Source organism: Marisediminitalea lipolytica (assembly GCF_001758465.1).
GTDB lineage: Bacteria > Pseudomonadota > Gammaproteobacteria > Enterobacterales > Alteromonadaceae > Alteromonas > Alteromonas lipolytica.
In genome coordinates this window covers 139,928-156,870 of the sequence record NZ_MJIC01000013.1, presented here as the reverse complement: position 1 = coordinate 156,870, position 16,943 = coordinate 139,928, and the positions used below count along the sequence as shown (strand labels likewise).

The window sequence follows — 16,943 nt, the reverse complement described above, 5'->3', positions numbered from 1 at the left end:
TGCCTGGCGGCAATAGCGACGTGGTCCCACCTGAATCCATTCCGAACTCAGAAGTGAAACACGTTAGCGTCGATGGTAGTGTGGGGTCTCCCCATGTGAGAGTAGAACACCGCCAGGCTCCCAATTCTAAGAAAAAGGGCTATCCGAAAGGGTAGCCCTTTTTTGCATCTGGCGATGAATACGACGTCGTCCCTACTATCAGCAACATCAGGATAGCCCTTTACCTTAGAAAGGCACTGCGTGCCACTCCCATGAGAGCCTAACCATCGAGGGTCATATCCATAAACCCTCTGCGAACAGCGTCCTTTAGTGATACATCCCTGTAGCGGGCGTCCAGCTCGCCATCCATGGCTCGCGTTCATCACTTGCCGAATGCCACCGGCATTCGACATGCTTCTACGAAGCACCGTTCTTCACCCCCATGTGAGACAATAATTAAATAAAAGAAAGAATGTCATCCCCGAAAGCACACAGTGCTTATCGGGGATCCCCATCGTACAATCGTAGAGTTAAAATGCACACTGTACGCAGCGCTAATAAAATAAAGAACGTCATCCCCGAAAGCACACCGCGCTTATCGGGGATCCCCCTCGTGCAACCGTAGAGTTCAAAAGCGCATTGTACGCAGCGCTAAGAAAAGAAAGAACGTCATCCCCGAAAGCACATGGTGCTTATCGGGGATCCCCCTCGTGCAACCGTAGAGTTAAAAAGCGCACTATACCCAGCACTAAGAAAAGAAAAAGAACCGTCATCCCCGAAAGCACATGGTGCTTATCGGGGATCTCCATCGTGCAACCGTAGAGTTAAAAAAGGCATTGTACCCAGCGCTAAGAAAAGAAAGAACGTCATCCCCGAAAGCACGCAGTGCTTATCGGGGATCCCCATGGTGCAACCGTAGAGTTCAAAAGAGCACTATACCCAGCACTAAGAAACGTAAAAACGGTTACAGCCCAGAATCAAAGAAAAGTTAAATCATAGACTTATCTAAAGAAAAACTAACTTTCTCTCCTCCGTTTATACGTTAAGGTTGTTTGCTTAATACTTTTGGGCACATTTCCGGTAAGTTGCGAAAACATAAGCTATAGTTGTTAAAGGTTTGTTATCACTTTAAAGTAGAAGTCGTTCACCGTGAAATTAATAATAAGTCAGCTGGTTCTAATTTGTGTTGCTAGTGTCGTACTTGGTATTTTCAACTTGTCATGGGGAGGTATTTGTTTTGTTATCGGTGCGCTATCTTGCGTATTTACTTATCTTGCCGGGAATAACACTGCCGCAGAGCAAGTCACAGAAACTGGTTCCGATCAGTTTTATCAAAGAGGCGAAAGAATAAGTCAGTCTGCCAGTCGAATTGCCATCGGTGGTGCCAATGTGTCCCATTTTCTCGACAAACTCACCTCTATGTTTAACCAGCAGGTCGACAGTATTAAAGAAATAGCCCAACGTATCGAAAACATTGAATCGGGTAATCAACAATTAGTCGAGCATGCCGAAATGGCAGAAGGTAAAATCCAAAATTCAGATGAAATGACGCAACGTAGCCGACAGTTGTTGAACAATCTGCTGGAGCAACAAGCTACTCTGATCACGCAAATAAACGATTCTAAATCGATGCTGGCTAACCTGCGCACTAGCGCCGAATCTATCGGCAGTATTACAACAACCATTAATCAGTTAGCGGATCAGACCAATATGCTGGCGCTGAATGCTGCTATTGAAGCCGCGAGAGCTGGCGAGCAAGGCAGAGGGTTTGCCGTTGTGGCAGACGAAGTGCGAGATCTGGCTAAGAAAACCACTGATGCTACACAAGGCATTGATGCAGTGTTAAGTGAAATTAATCAGAGTAGTCAGGCATCCGTTCGGGCAATAGAAAAAGTGGCGAGTGCTGGTGATGATATGACCAAAATGATCACCGAGTCGTCTGATCTGATCAAGCTCGCCAGTGAAGCTTCTACTGCCGCTGCGTCTTCCATGACACTAGTGAAAGAGACCGTCGATCAACATGGTGAAGCAAACCGCGGTATTAGCAGTAATGCTATGCAGTTACATGAAAACACCCGCCATCTTGAAGTCGAGCTGGGTGAAGTGTCTGACAAAGTGTTGGGTCTTAGTCATCAAACCGAAGATATCTTCCGCCAGTTAGATGTTTTTGATTTGCAAAACCGTAATGCCCGAGTACAAAAAATCGCACAGGACGCGGCTGATAAAATTGGTCGTATGTTTGAGCGGGCAATTGAGCAAGGTAAAATCACGCAACAGGCGTTGTTTGATTTTAATTACCAGCCTGTGGCCAATACTAACCCACAAAAGTTTACCTCTGGCTTTGATAAATTTACGGACGCCGAATTACCAGTTGTTCAGGAACCTATTTTACAGGAAAACGACTTTATCATTTACGCTGGTGCAGTGGATGTAAACGGCTATTTCCCTACTCATAACAAAAAATTCAGCCAGCCTATGACCGGCGATTACGAAACTGACCTGGCTAAGAGCAGAACCAAACGTATCTTTAATGACTACACGGGGTCTCGTTGTGGAAGCAACACGGAAAGCTTTTTGTTACAAACCTATAAACGAGACACCGGTGAAGTAATGCATGACCTGTCTGTGCCCATTTTTGTAAATAGTCGTCATTGGGGCGGATTTAGGATAGGGTATAAAGCAGATTAGTTTTAACATTTAGCAAAAACCACTTATCTTATATAGGTGGTTTTTTTTTGAAAAACTGAAATAGAATTTTATTAGTGCCGGTCTAAAGACAAAGTAATAACAATTAATTGACCCGATAGGAAAAGACAATGAAACAAGTAAACAAAAACTGTATTGCAAGCGCGCTTGGCGCAGTCGTTCTCACCTCAATGTCTACCATGGCTATGGCCGACACGGCTAATCCATTTGGTGCGCAACAACTGGAATCAGGCTATATGCAATTTGCCCCGGAAGGAAAGTGCGGTGAAGGTAAATGCGGCGAAGGCATGAAAGCCAAAAAAGAGGGCAAATGTGGCGAGGGGAAATGCGGCGAAGGCATGAAGGCCAGCAAGGAAGGTAAGTGTGGTGAAGGCAAATGCGGTGAAAGCATGAAAGCCGCTAAAGAAGGGAAATGCGGCGAAGGTAAATGTGGTGAAAGCATGAAAGCTGCTAAAGAAGGGAAGTGCGGCGAGGGTAAATGTGGTGAAAGCATGAAAGCCCACAAAGAAGGCAAGTGTGGCGAAGGTAAATGCGGCGCTCAGAAAAAAGCTAAAATGGAAGGCAAGTGTGGCGAAGGCAAATGCGGCGCTCAGAAAAAAGCCAAAAAAGAAGGCAAATGTGGCGAAGGTAAATGCGGTAGCCGTGCCTGATATAGCGTTAACAGGAGTAGATGATGGCCTTTAACCTGAAGGGCGCAGGCTTAGGATTACGTCGGGAAATGATGGACGAGTTACTTCCCGATTTACCTGCCGGAGTTGATTTTTGGGAAGTCGCGCCGGAAAACTGGATCCCGCTAGGGGGAAAGTTTCGGCAAGACTTTAGCCGCTGTGTTAATCAGGCCACGTTTACTACTCATGGTTTGTCCTTGTCTATCGGTAGTCCTGATCCGCTGGATTACCGCTTTCTGCACGAGCTTAAACACTTCCTGGATTCTTACAATATTGCGCTGTACAGCGAACACTTAAGTTATTGTTCTGCTAATGGGCATTTGTATGATCTAATGCCACTGCCGTTTACTGAGGAAGCTGTTGCCCATATTGCCCAACGCGTAAAGACTGTTCAGGACATTCTGGAAAGGCCATTGGTACTGGAAAATGTTTCCTATTACATTGCGCCTCATCAGCAGCTCACAGAATTAGAGTTTACCAATGCGGTATTAAGTGAATCCGATTGTAAAATGCTGTTGGATGTTAACAATGTTTATGTAAACTCCATTAACCATAAATACGATCCTTATCACTTTATCAATGGGTTAGTTTCAGACCGAATTGTTTATGGGCATATTGCCGGTCATTATGAAGAAGCCGAAGATCTGCGGGTAGATACCCACGGCAGCGATGTAATCGAGCCGGTCTGGGATCTTCTGGCGCATGCTTATCAGGTGCATGGTGTTTTCCCCACCCTGTTAGAACGTGACTTCAATATTCCGCCATTGGCGGACTTGCTAAAAGAAGTAGAACGCATTAAGCATTTGCAACAGCAGGCTAACACTAAACAGCAGGGCGTTGCCTGATGAGCCTTGAGTCTCAGCTAACCGCTTTTGCCAATAGTATCCGACAACCTGCAAGCGCCGCTAAGGAGTCTCCCGACACCAGACGGCGCATGGCAATTTACCGCTCATTATTTTTTAATAATGTATCGGGATTTATTCAATCCGGTTTTCCAGTGCTGCACAGTCTTTATAGCGAAGAAAAATGGCAAAAGCTGGTGCGTCACTTCTTTACCGGTCACCAGTGCTCATCGCCATACTTTATTGATATCAGCAAAGAGTTTGTTGAGTTTCTTAGTAATGAGTACCACAGCGAGCCAGACGATCCTGTTTTTCTGGCGGAGCTGGCCCACTACGAGTGGCTTGAACTGGCTTTGTCGGTGCGAGAAGCGGGCAGCTATACACCCTGGCAAGAGTCCGGCATGCCAGTGCTAATGTCCGCCTCGCCATTAAGTGAAGTAGCAGCTTATCATTATCCTGTCCATCTGATTAGCCCGGAGTTTCAACCACATCAATCCGAGGCCATGCATTACTACCTGTTGTATCGTGATCCACAGCATCAGGTACAGTTTCAGCATATTACCGCTTTGTCGGCGATGGCCATGGAACTGCTGGGTAAACAGGCGTACAGCTTTGATAAGCTGGTTGAGACAATTCATCAATTGGCCCCACAATTTTCCTGTGACGTATTGCAACAGGGGTTAGCCCCCTTGATTGACCAGTGGTTATCCTGCGGTGCCGTGGTAGACGCCACTTCCAGCTAAATATACATAAAATGAATGGCCGGTTTTTCGGTTGAGGCTATTTTTACTCTGTCAATTTAACCGGCTTTCGATTACCATTTACCCCCTTTTTTGGCTTAATTTGATTTGAGATTTTTCATGGCTGGTAACGAAGATTTTAAAGAAGTATTTAACTGGTGGTATTTTCTGGCTATCGTAGTGGCATTGGTTGCATTTCCACTCCTGCCTACTCTAGCGGGTATTTACACCTGGTTGTTATGATTTCATGCTCAATAGAAAAGGATTAGCATGAGTTCAGAATATATAAAATCAGTGGTTAAAACAGTGCCGGATTACCCTAAACCCGGCATTGAATTTCGTGATGTAACCAGCGTACTGGAAGACTATCAGGCCTTCAGTCAGTGTATAGCTATGTTGGTGGACAAGTATCGCCCCTTCGGTTTTGACAAAGTGGCCGGTACCGAAGCGCGGGGATTTTTGTTTGGTGCGCCATTGGCGCTGGAATTAGGTGTAGGCTTTATTCCCGTTCGCAAACCTAACAAGCTGCCTCGAGATGTACTGAGCGAAAGTTACGAACTGGAATACGGTAAAGATACCTTAGAAATTCACAAAGATGCGGTTAATCCCGGTGATAAAGTCCTGTTAATCGATGATTTACTGGCGACCGGTGGTACTATTTCGGCAACGGCAAAGTTAATTCGCAACCTGGGCGGCGTAGTAGAGCACGCTGGTTTTGTGATTGGCTTACCAGCGCTTCAAGGCTACGAAAAGCTGCAGACATTGGGGCTTAAGCCTTACTGTATTTGTGAATTTGATGGCGAGTAAGGACCTCTGACGGTGGCATATCAGGTACTTGCAAGAAAATGGCGGCCTGGCAAGTTTGCTGAGTTAGTCGGTCAGGAGCATGTTGTCACTGCTATCACCAATGCACTCGACAATGACCGTTTGCATCACGCCTATTTGTTTACGGGTACGCGTGGTGTAGGTAAAACCACGATTGCACGGATATTTTCCAAAAGCCTTAACTGTGAACAAGGTCAAAGCGCAAATCCTTGCGGGCAGTGCAGCACTTGTCAGGAAATCGAGCAGGGCAACTATGTTGATCTGCTGGAAATCGATGCGGCTTCACGTACCAAGGTAGAAGATACCCGGGAGTTACTCGATAACGTTCAGTATCGGCCTACCCGTGGACGATACAAAGTCTATCTGATAGACGAAGTTCACATGCTCTCCAAGCACAGTTTCAATGCGTTATTGAAAACCCTTGAAGAACCGCCACCGCACGTTAAGTTTTTGCTGGCCACCACGGATCCACAAAAACTGCCTGTTACGATTTTATCCCGCTGCTTGCAGTTTAATTTAAAAGCATTGTCGCGAGAGCAAATCGGAAAGCAGCTTCAGCATATACTTCAGCAAGAACAGATCACCTTTGAAGACAATGCACTGGCTCTGTTGGCTAAAGCGGCCCAGGGAAGTATGCGTGATGCGCTCAGCCTTACCGACCAGGCGATAGCCCAGGGTAACAATCAGGTTACCAGCGCGGTTGTAACCGATATGCTCGGCCTGATGGATCGTCAGCAGCTTCTTAAGATTCTGTTTGCCGTTGGTAAAAAAGATGCCGCAGAAGTGATGGCTCAGGCGGCTGAGATTGACGTGCTGGCACCAGATTACAGTACGGTATTAGCCGAGCTGGCCAGCTTACTCCACCAAATTGCATTAACGCAATGGGTGCCAGAAGCCTGTAAGCTGGAAACCAACACTGCCAAGGCCATCTATCAGTTGGCCAAACACTTTGCCGCCGAACAGGTGCAGTTGCTCTATCAGATCGCCTTGCAGGGCCGTAAGGATTTACCTTTCGCTAACGATGGTCGCAGCGCATTTGAAATGACCTTGTTACGCATGATGACTTTTGCGCCAGCAGAACCTATTGGTGAGCGTGAAGTGATTGTGCAGCAAGCGCCACCAGTGCCGGTGCCTGCTAATAGTGGTTCGTCAGCCAGTGCGCCTTTGTCTGAGCCAGCAATGGACTCTGCAACGCCAGAGAGTGATGCTCAGCCATCTCAGTCTGCACCTGAGCAGGTTGACGACAAAGTCAACGACGAAGAAGCCGCTCTCGCCAGTCAGGCAGAACAGTTAATTGATGAAGCCAATGACTTTCGTCAGCAAAGCGAGGCATTAAGGCAGCCACCAGAAGCGCCACCAGAGTATGATGAGCCGCCTCATGATTACCAGGATTATCAGCATTACGATGAGCCGCCGGCAGAGCATTTACCACCGGTAGATATCGACGAGTCGTACAACAGCCAACCAGTGCAACCTGAGCAATCGGCGCCTGCTGGCGCAAGTAATACGGCAGCTATGCTGGCTCTGCGTCAACGTTTAAAACAGCAAGCGGCGGAGGACAAAGCTGAGGCCGCAAAAAAGCCGGCAACCAGCAGTCGCGAATTTAAACCGTCACTGGTTAGTAAAAATTCCCAATCCGAAGCATTAGCACCGGACTCCAGTCCTGCGCCAGCGCCTTCGATGGAAAGTCAATCTGCTCAGTCACAGGCTAATCAGCCTGATGATGCGTTCGATGAGCAGGACTCACCGCCGCCCTGGGTATTGGAAAACAGTTTCGACGAAAGTGAGGATAACCGCTCCGCCCAGCCGATTGCAGAAGCAGACCCTACGCCGGAAGTGCCGGTGCAGGTGGAGTCGCCCCAAACGGAGCGAGTTGCCATTCCAGAGCCAGAGCCAGGAAGTGCAGCCTTCGATCCAAATCAGGTCGCAAACGTATCTGTTGAAGATTCTGCAAATCTACCGGCGTATCTGGATAATGGCGATAAGCTGTTAAAAGCGAGTCAGATAGATACCTGGAGTGCATTAATAGAGGCGATGCCAATAGCCGGATTATTAAAACAGGTGGCGTTAAACTCTTTGTTCTATCGCAATGAAGATCAGGTGATTCTTAAACTGGACCCAGCGCAAGAGCATCTGGTTAACGAGACAACCGCTTCACAGTTATCGACTGCGATGTCAGAAGTGCTACAATCGCCGGTAATTGTGCAGTTGGAATTTGCTGAGGTGTCCAACACGCCTTTTCAAATTCAGCAGCAAATCAATACAATGCGACAGCACTATGCGAGGCAGGTTATTCAAACCGATGACGTCATCCGTTCTGTTATCGGGGCATTCAATGCTGATGTACTGGAAGACAGTATTCAGCCTCGCTAATCAGCCAGTCGCGAATATCAATTTTTTCTATAGAGAGATACGAATATGTTTAAAGGCGGAATGGGCAACATCATGAAGCAAGCGCAACAAATGCAGGAGCGCATGCAGAAAACCCAGGAAGAGCTGGCAAACCTGGAAGTTGTTGGTGAGTCTGGTGCTGGTATGGTAAAAGTCACCATGACCTGTAACCACAACGTACGTCGTGTGGATATCGACGACTCACTGATGGACGACGATAAAGACATGCTGGAAGATTTAGTCGCAGCAGCCTTTAACGACGCAGCCCGTCGTGTAGCTGAAACGTCAAAAGAAAAAATGTCAGATGTGACTGGTGGAATGCCGCTGCCTCCTGGCTTCAAAATGCCGTTTTAAGTAATACGTGAAGTACAGTCCTCTTTTAGCTGAGTTAATCTCAAGCTTAACCTGCCTGCCTGGCGTTGGGAATAAAACGGCCCAACGCATGGCCTTTCAACTGCTTGAGCGCAATCGCGAAGGTGGCAGAACACTGAGTGCTGCGCTCCATAACGCCATGGAGCATATTGGCCACTGTAAGCAGTGCAGAAACTTTTCCGAAAACGAATTGTGTGAGATTTGTCAGCATCCTCAGCGTAGTGAGAGCGAGCAGCTTTGCGTAGTGGAAAGTCCGCAGGACGTAATGGCTATCGAGCAGACCATGGCTTACAAAGGCACTTATTTTGTGCTGATGGGGCATCTTTCTCCTATCGATGGCATCGGCCCTGCCGAAATTGGCCTGGATGTACTCGAGAAGCAAATCACTGAAGGGCAGTATAAGGAAGTCATTCTGGCCACTAACCCCACGGTAGAAGGTGAGGCTACGGCACATTTTATTGGCCAGTTGTGCCAGAAACATGGTGTTGCTGCCAGTCGTATTGCTCACGGTGTGCCTATCGGTGGCGAGCTGGAATACATCGATGGCAATACCCTCACTCACGCATTTTCTGGTCGACGGGCTCTCTGAAGTCTGTCTCCCAGTTATTACTCCACCCGGTAATCACCGCATTTTTGTCCGCTAAGCGACAAAATTTTACAATTTACCGTTGAATTTTCTGCCCCCAGACCTCACTTGTCTTGTTGAAAAATAATTAAACTGACTAGGAGACTCTGGTTTATGGCTGAAGTGGCCCATCAAGAAACTCATGGCTTTCAAACAGAAGTAAAACAACTTCTGCATTTGATGATCCATTCTCTTTATTCAAACAAGGAAATCTTCTTACGCGAGTTAGTGTCAAACGCAGCAGATGCCGCCGACAAGCTTCGTTTTAATGCCCTTGAAAACGATAGCCTGTACGAAAATGATGGCGATCTGTGTGTAAAACTGAGCGTGGATAAAGAAGCGGGTACTATCACAATTAGCGATAATGGTATCGGTATGACCCGCGACGACGTAATTGCTAATCTGGGTACCATTGCGAAATCTGGCACTGCTGATTTCTTTAGCAAACTGTCTGGTGATAAAGCAAAGGATTCTCAGCTTATCGGTCAGTTTGGTGTTGGTTTCTATTCTGCCTTTATCGTTGCAGATAAAGTGGTGGTTCGCACACGTGCTGCGGGCGAGTCTGCTGATCAGGGCGTTGAGTGGATTTCAGAAGGTGAAGGCGAATTTACCGTCGGCGATATCGAAAAAGCGGATCGCGGCACCGAAATTACCCTGTACTTGCGTGACGACGAAAAAGAATTTGCTGACGACTGGCGTTTACGTTCAATTATTAGCAAGTATTCTGATCACATCAGCATCCCTGTTCGCATGTGGAAAGCGCCCGTAGAAGAGAGCGAGGGGCCGGACGGCGAGAAGATCCCTGGCCAGCCTGGCGAATGGGAAACAGTAAACAAAGCTACTGCACTGTGGACTCGTGATAAATCAGAAATCAGCGATGAAGAGTACATCGAGTTCTATCGTCACGTGTCGCACGATTTTGCCGAGCCGATGAGCTGGGCGCATAACAAGGTCGAAGGTAAAACGGAATACACCAGCCTGTTGTATATCCCTAGCAAAGCGCCGTTTGATTTGTGGAACCGAGATCAGACTCATGGCCTGAAATTATATGTGCAACGCGTTTTCATTATGGATGACGCTGAGCAGTTCATGCCTACTTATCTGCGCTTTGTAAAAGGATTACTGGATTCCAACGATCTGCCATTAAACGTATCCCGTGAAATTCTGCAGGACAACAAGATTACCCAATCTTTGCGTACCGGCTGTACCAAGCGTGTATTGCAAATGCTGGAACGTATGGCGAAGAACGATGCGGAAAAATACCAGTTGTTCTGGAACGAATTCGGTAACGTACTGAAAGAAGGCCCGGCGGAAGACTTTGCTAACAAAGAAAAAATTGCTGGCTTACTGCGTTTCGCTTCAACTCATGCCGACAGCAGTGATCAGAATGTATCGCTGGCCGATTATATTTCTCGCATGAAAGAAGGTCAGGATAAGATTTATTACGTCACTGCTGACAGCTATCAGGCGGCCAAGAACAGCCCACACCTGGAAATCTTTAAGAAGAAAGGTATTGAGGTGTTGTTAATGGGTGAGCGCATTGATGAATGGTTAATGCAGCACCTGACCGAATTTGATGGTAAGCAACTACAGTCGATTGCCCGCGGTAATCTGGACTTAGGTGATCTGGAAGACGAAGAAAGCAAGAAAGCTCACGAAGAAGCCGAAAAGCAGGTAGAAGGTGTGCTGGAGCGCGCGAAAACGGCATTGGGTGATAAAGTCATCGATGTTAAATTTACGCATCGTCTGACCGATTCTCCAGCGGTGATTGTTGCTGATGATAACGGTATGACTACTCAGATGATGAAGCTGATGGAAGCGGCGGGTCAGCCTGTACCTGATGTGAAATATCACTTTGAGTTAAACCCTGAGCACCAGTTAGTTAAACTGCTGGCTGATGTACAGGACGAAGATATCTTCAAAAGCTGGACCGAAGTACTGTTTGATCAGGCAGCCTTGTCTGAACAGGGTAGCCTGAAAGATCCGGCAACCTTCGTACGTAACTTAAACGGACTGTTAATGAGTCTGTCTAAGTAACGAATAAGCAATACCGGAAAACGGGCAGTTGATGACTGCCCGTTTTTTTATGCCTGTTGATCCTTGTGTCGACAAAACCGCTTTTCCGGCCAGCAACAACCTGGTGCTGTATTGATCCTCTTTATACTGATATTAGCCAACTGCTAATGGCAGTTTCTACAATGGATAGATTATGCTCTGTCACTGAGTGTCGGCGGACTTCTTCCGCGGAGCTATTAGTTGCTTAACCGCGAACCATAACACAGTGGTGATCGGGTTTTGTTAAGACGATGCGAACAGTATTATGTCGACATTGTTAAATAGTTCAATTTACATACGCTATTAGTCGTAAGACCGCGGACAAGACCAGCAGAGCACTTGTCACGTTGAATGGTAGTGTGTAAAGTGCCTCACAGTTATGAAATAAATAAGCGGAGAGCGCAATTATGCGAATTATACTTCTCGGTGCACCAGGTGCCGGTAAGGGAACACAAGCGCAATATTTAATGGGCAAGTTTGGTATCCCGCAAATTTCCACAGGCGACATGCTGCGTAGTGCAATCAAGGCCGGTACAGAAATGGGTCTGGCTGCTAAGAAAGTCATGGACGAAGGGAAATTAGTGTCAGACGATATCATCATTGGTCTGGTAAAAGAGCGTATCGCGCAGGACGACTGTAAAGACGGTTTCCTGTTAGATGGTTTCCCTCGTACAATTCCTCAGGCAGATGCCATGAAGGATGCAGGTGTGTCTGTTGATCACGTTATCGAATTTGACGTGCCTGACGATGTTATCGTTGATCGTATGGGCGGCCGTCGTGTTCACCCTGCATCAGGCCGTGTTTATCACGTAGTCTACAACCCGCCTAAAGAGGAAGGTAAAGACGACGTAACCGGCGAAGAGCTGATTATCCGTGATGACGATAAAGAAGAAACAGTACGCGCGCGTCTGGGTATTTATCACGAGCAAACTCAGCCGCTGGTAGATTACTATAGTGCTGAAGCCGAAGCAGGTAACTGTGCTTATCACAAACTGGATGGTACGCAACCTGTAGAGACGGTTAGTGCACAGTTGGGTGAGTTACTGGGTTAATATCCGGTCAGCCAATGATTACTTTGAAAAAGCCGCTGTTTAAAGCGGCTTTTTTGTGGGCTAAGACTAAGTTCGTCACAGAGTAAATCAACGCTTTACCCCCGGCCCTTTTCACTGTCACAATGCGTGCAGGCAATGTGAAGGCAGCAGTGAACAATGATCATACTTCCGGTTACCGCGTTTTATGCCAGTATTCTGGCGTTTATCTATTTGTACATCACCGCGTTAGTGATTATTCATCGTCGTAGCAACCGCATTGGCGTTGGTGACGGTGGGGATGAAACCCTGCAACGGCTTGTCCGGGTACACGGAAATTTTTCTGAGTATGTCCCGTTAACGCTGATATTGCTGGCCATACTGGAAATCAGTACCGAGATATCCTGGCTGATTCATGTATTCGGTGCAGCGTTGGTGATCGGCAGGGTGTTGCACGCTTATGGGTTACGCCATTCAGTGGGGGCCACCTGGCAAAGAGTGATGGGAATGATGCTAACATTATTCACTTTATTCGGATTGGCCAGCGCTAATCTAACCTTGATTTACTGGTTACCTTTCTTATGACTACCCTGAATGACCTCATCACGCCTGCTTGTTTACTGGATAGCGAGAAATTTAAACGCAACTGCGAGCGAATGCGGGCGGTTGCCGAAGCAGAACAGCTTGTTCTGCGGCCACATGTAAAAACCTTAAAGTCGCTACAAGCTGCTGAGTATTATGCGCCCGTGTCCGGTCCTGTTACCGTATCAACACTGGCTGAAGCCTCTGCCTTCGCAGCCGCTGGCTATACTGATATTCTTTATGCGGTAGGATTAACCCCTAACAAATTCTCTCAATTGGCAGCTCTACAGCGACTGGCACCGGATTTTACGGTGATCGCAGACAGTCAGGCAGCTGTCGCTGCATTAGTCTCCTTCGCCAGTCAATTGGATGTGCCTGTGGCGGTGATGCTCGAGGTTGATGTAGACGACCACCGGGCAGGCTTACTACCTGATTCGTCTGAGTTAATTGATTGCGCAAGGGTACTTAACAACAGCGCGAATATTCGTTTTCGTGGCATCATGACTCACGCTGGAGCTTCCTACGACTGCGATACCAAAGCTGCGCAGCAGGCGATGGCGGTGCAGGAGTGTCAGGGTATTGCTGCTGCCGCTGAGCGCCTTAGCGAAGCGGGAATAAATTGTGAAATCGTCTCCGCCGGTTCAACGCCTACTGCGCTGGCTGGTGTTGAACATACAGGCATTACGGAACTGCGTGCTGGCGTGTACGCGACATTTGACTGTGTTATGGCAGGCCTGGGCGTATGTAGTACCGATGAGATTGCATTGTCTGTACTTACTGCTGTGATTGGCCATCAACGGGATAAAAACTGGGTCATCGTTGATGCTGGATGGATGGCGCTATCGCGCGATCAAGGCACGGCGTTACACAATGTTGACTGTGGTTATGGTCTGGTCTGCGATGAACAGGGGCAACTTCTCGACGGCTGGTACGTTTGTTCAACTAATCAGGAGCATGGCATTATTCGTCACCGTGACAACATTGAGCCGCCTGAAAACCTTTTTGGTTATGGTAACTTGTTACGTATTTTACCTATTCACGCCTGTGCCACAGCAGCCCAGTATCAGCAATATTATGTCATCAATTCTGCCTGTGAGGTTGAAACGATATGGTCACGGGTTAATGGGTGGTAGCCCTGGCCAAAAGATAAAATAAACTAAAAAACAGCTTGTTAACTGGGAAGATCCGAGATCAGGGTTTACACTTACTAAATAGAATTTAACCATTTGTAATTGTTAATGAAGTTTCTAATTTTGTGGTGCGCTGTTTGGTGCTGGGCGTTCTCTGCCCGGCAAGCGTTTGCTGATAGCAATCTGTTGATTTTTACAGAAACGTCCCCGCCGTATCAGTTTCAGTCTGGTAATAAGGTTGAAGGGATTGCCACAGAGCGTGTGCGAAATATTATCGAGCAAGCCGGACTGCATGCAGAATTTAAATTATTTCCCTGGGCCAGAGCACTGAAAAATGTCGAACGGTCATCACGTGCGCTCATTTATTCCATGGCAAAAACACCGGCGCGGGAAAAACAGTTTTTCTGGATTGCACCGGTTGCTCAGTTTGATCTGAGTATTGTTACTCTCGCAAGCCGCAGTGACATCACTCTCGATGAACGTCTGGACCTGAGTGGACTATCAGCTTCCGCACAACGAGATGATATTGCTGAGTCCTGGTTGCTTGAGAAAGGGCTGACCGTCGAAGATAACTTGCTATTGTGCGCCGATATATTATGTTCCTGGCGTCACTTAAAATCGGGCCGGGTGGATTTTATTATTGAGGACCCAAACCTGATAAAACCTACCGCGGCACTGGTGGGGCTAAAGCAAGACGAAATCAAAGTAGCCCAGCCAATCCCGGAGTTATCGATTACGGCATATCTGGCGGCTAACGGTGCTATGGAAACACAGTTGGTTGAACGTTTACAAAAAGCAGCAGCGGAGCTGGGCTATCAATAAAAAAGGCTGCACTAAGGCAGCCTTTCAATGGTTTTCGTTAACCCTTATGGCGTGCTCTGAGCACGTTTACCGCATCCGATACCGACATATCACAGGCTTGTAAAAGCACAGTTAAATGATAAAGCAGATCTGCTGCTTCGTTTTGCAGTTCTTCTTTATCCATTACCGTTGCGGCCAGCGCGGTTTCTACGCCTTCTTCACCCACTTTCTGGGCAATGCGCTTGACGCCTTTGCTATACAGTTTAGCCGTGTAGCTTGATTCCGGGTCCGCAGATTTACGTGCAGCTAATACCCTTTCCAGATCGCCAATGAAGGTGTAATCTGCTACGTCACCTTCAAACCAGCAGCTTTCAGCACCGGTGTGGCAGGTAGGGCCGTTAGGATTGGCCAGAATCAGCAGCGAATCATCATCACAATCACTGCTTACGCTGACTAAATCCAGGGTATTACCTGAGGTTTCGCCTTTTTGCCACAACCGCTGTTTAGAGCGGCTGAAGAAGGTCACTTTTCCGCTTTCTAATGTGGTTTCCAGCGCTTCAGGGTTCATGTAACCCTGCATCAGTACTTTGCCGGTGACTGCATCCTGCACAATGGCCGGAAGCAGGTTATCCATTTTTTCCCAGGCCAGCAGGTTTTGTGTATCTTGGGTAATCTTCATTGTTTTTCCTTACGCGCCGGGTGTAAAACGCTGACGCATGGGGACGCCCTCAGACACCAGTACGGCCTTGAGTTCGTCGATATCAATTATGCCTTTGTGGAACACCGAGGCAGCAAGCGAGCCGTCTACGTCGGCTTGTTTAAATACTTCGGTAAAGTGTTCGATAGCGCCAGCGCCACCAGAGGCAATCAGCGGAATATTACACACTTCACGTACTGCGGCGAGCTGCGCAATATCATAGCCTTTACGCACGCCGTCCTGATTCATACAGTTAAGTACAATCTCCCCGGCACCGCGTTGCTGAACTTCTTTAATCCAGTCCAGCGTTTGCCATGAGGTTTGCTGTGTACGGCTTTCGTCACCGGTAAACTTGTATACTTCGTACTGGCCATTCGCTTCGTTATAAAAGCTGTCGATACCAATGACAACACACTGCTGACCATAAACATCATGCAACTCATTAATGAGGTCAGGATTGGTCAGGGCCGGCGAGTTAATCGAAATTTTATCCGCCCCCATTTCCAGAATACGCCCGGCATCTTCTACCGACTTGATACCGCCTGCCACGCAAAATGGAATATCAATCACCTGAGCAATGCGACTCACCCAGCTTTTATCCACCACGCGCTGATCAGAGCTTGCGGTAATGTCATAAAACACCAGCTCGTCGGCACCGGCTTTGGCGTATTGCTCGGCCAGTGGCACGATGTCGCCAATGATTTCGTGGTTACGAAACTGTACGCCTTTAACGACTTTGCCGTCGCGTACGTCAAGACAAGGGATTATCCGTTTTGCCAGCATGCGATTGCCTCCTCAACGGTGAATTTACCTTCTAGCAGGGCGCGGCCTAAAATCACGCCGCCTACGCCGGTTGGGCGCAGATCGCGAATATCATCCAAGCCGCCAATGCCGCCTGAGGCTTGCCAGGAAACATTAGGAAACTGTTTGCTCACTTCAGTATAAAGCTCTACGTTAGAGCCCTTCAGCGTGCCATCACGGCTGATATCGGTACACAGTACGTGTTTGGCATCCACTTCAGCAAAGGCCTCCAGAATTTGCTCCAGTGAAACACCCGAGTTCTCCTGCCAGCCGTGGGTGGCAATAAACTTGTTACCGTTATCATCAATGTTAATATCCAGCGCCAACACAATATGCTCAGGGCCGTACTGCTTTACCCAGCTTTTAACCAGTTCGGTTTGTTTAACCGCCAGTGAGCCAATTACCACGCGGCTTACGCCAGATTCCAGTAGTTGCGCGACTTCGCGTTCTTCACGAATACCACCGCCAGATTGAAACTGCATACGCTTGGTATCCACCATAGCGCGAATAAGTTTAAGCTGACGCTTGTCGGTGTCTTTTGCGCCGGTGAGGTCAACAATGTGTAACCATTCGGCACCCTGATCAGCATAGCTGTGCACTACCTCAACCGGGTCGAGGGTGTACTGGGTTTTCTGGTTGTAGTCGCCCTGGTACAGTCGTACCACAGCGCCGTCGATTAAATCGATTGCAGGTATAATCAT

The 16,943-nt window shown here is 47.7% G+C and carries 17 protein-coding genes and 1 rRNA gene; 15 read left to right on the top strand and 3 right to left on the bottom strand.

Annotation, left to right across the window (positions count from 1 at the left end; genetic code table 11):
• Positions 1 to 2: 2 nt before the first annotated feature.
• The 15 genes from rrf (at position 3) to BFC17_RS11010 (ending at position 14,765) form a co-directional block, all read left to right on the top strand.
• Positions 3 to 118, top strand: a 5S ribosomal RNA gene (gene rrf / locus BFC17_RS11075).
• A 1,076-nt stretch (positions 119 to 1,194) separates the two neighbouring features.
• Entirely contained in the window at positions 1,195 to 2,667 is a 1,473-nt protein-coding gene (locus tag BFC17_RS11070; RefSeq protein ID WP_229681081.1) for a methyl-accepting chemotaxis protein, read from the top strand.
• A 128-nt stretch (positions 2,668 to 2,795) separates the two neighbouring features.
• Complete coding sequence (locus BFC17_RS11065; RefSeq protein WP_070176533.1) at positions 2,796 to 3,335, top strand: HvfA family oxazolone/thioamide-modified RiPP metallophore; 540 nt, start codon at positions 2,796 to 2,798, stop codon at positions 3,333 to 3,335.
• 20 nt (positions 3,336 to 3,355) lie between these two features.
• Positions 3,356 to 4,198: an HvfB family MNIO-type RiPP peptide maturase gene (locus BFC17_RS11060; RefSeq protein WP_070176532.1), complete on the top strand. Its 843-nt coding sequence runs from the start codon at positions 3,356 to 3,358 to the stop codon at positions 4,196 to 4,198.
• The gene (locus tag BFC17_RS11055) at positions 4,198 to 4,938 is read left to right on the top strand and encodes an HvfC family RiPP maturation protein (protein WP_070176531.1); all 741 of its coding nucleotides are present in this window, start codon (positions 4,198 to 4,200) and stop codon (positions 4,936 to 4,938) included. Before BFC17_RS11060 ends, BFC17_RS11055 begins: the two co-directional genes overlap by 1 nt.
• A 117-nt stretch (positions 4,939 to 5,055) precedes the next feature.
• A complete protein-coding gene (locus tag BFC17_RS22915) occupies positions 5,056 to 5,178 on the top strand; it encodes a hypothetical protein (RefSeq protein ID WP_268236025.1) in 123 nt (40 codons plus the stop codon).
• A gap of 27 nt (positions 5,179 to 5,205) precedes the next feature.
• Positions 5,206 to 5,742 carry an adenine phosphoribosyltransferase gene (gene apt / locus BFC17_RS11050; protein WP_070176530.1) on the top strand — a complete coding sequence of 179 codons (537 nt, stop codon included), beginning with the start codon at positions 5,206 to 5,208 and terminating at the stop codon, positions 5,740 to 5,742.
• A 12-nt stretch (positions 5,743 to 5,754) separates the two neighbouring features.
• The gene (gene dnaX, locus BFC17_RS11045; RefSeq protein ID WP_070176529.1) at positions 5,755 to 8,133 is read left to right on the top strand and encodes a DNA polymerase III subunit gamma/tau; all 2,379 of its coding nucleotides are present in this window, start codon (positions 5,755 to 5,757) and stop codon (positions 8,131 to 8,133) included.
• Positions 8,134 to 8,178: 45 nt separating this feature from the next.
• Positions 8,179 to 8,505, top strand: a complete 327-nt coding sequence (locus BFC17_RS11040) for a YbaB/EbfC family nucleoid-associated protein (protein WP_070176528.1) — start codon at positions 8,179 to 8,181, stop codon at positions 8,503 to 8,505.
• A 7-nt stretch (positions 8,506 to 8,512) separates the two neighbouring features.
• Positions 8,513 to 9,112 (top strand): recombination mediator RecR, encoded by a 600-nt coding sequence (gene recR, locus BFC17_RS11035; RefSeq protein ID WP_070176527.1) that lies wholly within the window; start codon positions 8,513 to 8,515, stop codon positions 9,110 to 9,112.
• A 150-nt stretch (positions 9,113 to 9,262) separates the two neighbouring features.
• Positions 9,263 to 11,185, top strand: a complete 1,923-nt coding sequence (htpG, locus tag BFC17_RS11030) for a molecular chaperone HtpG (RefSeq protein WP_070176526.1) — start codon at positions 9,263 to 9,265, stop codon at positions 11,183 to 11,185.
• 425 nt (positions 11,186 to 11,610) lie between these two features.
• Positions 11,611 to 12,255, top strand: coding sequence for an adenylate kinase (gene adk / locus BFC17_RS11025; protein ID WP_070176525.1), 645 nt, complete (start codon positions 11,611 to 11,613; stop codon positions 12,253 to 12,255).
• Between the two features lie 156 nt (positions 12,256 to 12,411).
• The gene (locus tag BFC17_RS11020) at positions 12,412 to 12,816 is read left to right on the top strand and encodes an MAPEG family protein (protein WP_070176524.1); all 405 of its coding nucleotides are present in this window, start codon (positions 12,412 to 12,414) and stop codon (positions 12,814 to 12,816) included.
• Positions 12,813 to 13,946: an alanine racemase gene (locus BFC17_RS11015; RefSeq protein ID WP_070176523.1), complete on the top strand. Its 1,134-nt coding sequence runs from the start codon at positions 12,813 to 12,815 to the stop codon at positions 13,944 to 13,946. Before BFC17_RS11020 ends, BFC17_RS11015 begins: the two co-directional genes overlap by 4 nt.
• Positions 13,947 to 14,051: 105 nt before the next feature.
• Positions 14,052 to 14,765 (top strand): transporter substrate-binding domain-containing protein, encoded by a 714-nt coding sequence (locus BFC17_RS11010; protein ID WP_139142060.1) that lies wholly within the window; start codon positions 14,052 to 14,054, stop codon positions 14,763 to 14,765.
• 37 nt (positions 14,766 to 14,802) lie between these two features.
• On the opposite strand, the gene hisIE is transcribed toward BFC17_RS11010, so the two are convergent.
• Genes hisIE through hisA form a run of 3 tightly spaced genes read right to left on the bottom strand, consistent with a single transcriptional unit; the run spans position 14,803 to position 16,943 of the window.
• Positions 14,803 to 15,423, bottom strand: a complete 621-nt coding sequence (gene hisIE / locus BFC17_RS11005) for a bifunctional phosphoribosyl-AMP cyclohydrolase/phosphoribosyl-ATP diphosphatase HisIE (protein WP_070176522.1) — start codon at positions 15,421 to 15,423, stop codon at positions 14,803 to 14,805.
• A 9-nt stretch (positions 15,424 to 15,432) separates the two neighbouring features.
• Positions 15,433 to 16,224 carry an imidazole glycerol phosphate synthase subunit HisF gene (hisF, locus tag BFC17_RS11000; protein ID WP_070176521.1) on the bottom strand — a complete coding sequence of 264 codons (792 nt, stop codon included), beginning with the start codon at positions 16,222 to 16,224 and terminating at the stop codon, positions 15,433 to 15,435.
• Positions 16,206 to 16,943 carry a 1-(5-phosphoribosyl)-5-[(5-phosphoribosylamino)methylideneamino]imidazole-4-carboxamide isomerase gene (gene hisA, locus BFC17_RS10995; RefSeq protein WP_070176520.1) on the bottom strand — a complete coding sequence of 246 codons (738 nt, stop codon included), beginning with the start codon at positions 16,941 to 16,943 and terminating at the stop codon, positions 16,206 to 16,208. The genes hisF and hisA overlap by 19 nt, the downstream gene beginning before the upstream one ends.

Bases quoted from the DNA above. Each gene is read 5' to 3' on its own strand.
- BFC17_RS11020 (WP_070176524.1), top strand. From the start codon at position 12,412: ATGATCATACTTCCGGTTACCGCGTTTTATGCCAGTATTCTGGCGTTT.
- BFC17_RS11060 (WP_070176532.1), top strand. From the start codon at position 3,356: ATGATGGCCTTTAACCTGAAGGGCGCAGGCTTAGGATTACGTCGGGAA.
- BFC17_RS11010 (WP_139142060.1), top strand. From the start codon at position 14,052: ATGAAGTTTCTAATTTTGTGGTGCGCTGTTTGGTGCTGGGCGTTCTCT.
- adk (WP_070176525.1), top strand. From the start codon at position 11,611: ATGCGAATTATACTTCTCGGTGCACCAGGTGCCGGTAAGGGAACACAA.
- hisIE (WP_070176522.1), bottom strand. From the start codon at position 15,423: ATGAAGATTACCCAAGATACACAAAACCTGCTGGCCTGGGAAAAAATG.
- hisA (WP_070176520.1), bottom strand. From the start codon at position 16,943: ATGATTATACCTGCAATCGATTTAATCGACGGCGCTGTGGTACGACTG.
- BFC17_RS11015 (WP_070176523.1), top strand. From the start codon at position 12,813: ATGACTACCCTGAATGACCTCATCACGCCTGCTTGTTTACTGGATAGC.
- htpG (WP_070176526.1), top strand. From the start codon at position 9,263: ATGGCTGAAGTGGCCCATCAAGAAACTCATGGCTTTCAAACAGAAGTA.
- BFC17_RS11040 (WP_070176528.1), top strand. From the start codon at position 8,179: ATGTTTAAAGGCGGAATGGGCAACATCATGAAGCAAGCGCAACAAATG.
- hisF (WP_070176521.1), bottom strand. From the start codon at position 16,224: ATGCTGGCAAAACGGATAATCCCTTGTCTTGACGTACGCGACGGCAAA.
- apt (WP_070176530.1), top strand. From the start codon at position 5,206: ATGAGTTCAGAATATATAAAATCAGTGGTTAAAACAGTGCCGGATTAC.
- BFC17_RS22915 (WP_268236025.1), top strand. From the start codon at position 5,056: ATGGCTGGTAACGAAGATTTTAAAGAAGTATTTAACTGGTGGTATTTT.
- BFC17_RS11055 (WP_070176531.1), top strand. From the start codon at position 4,198: ATGAGCCTTGAGTCTCAGCTAACCGCTTTTGCCAATAGTATCCGACAA.
- BFC17_RS11065 (WP_070176533.1), top strand. From the start codon at position 2,796: ATGAAACAAGTAAACAAAAACTGTATTGCAAGCGCGCTTGGCGCAGTC.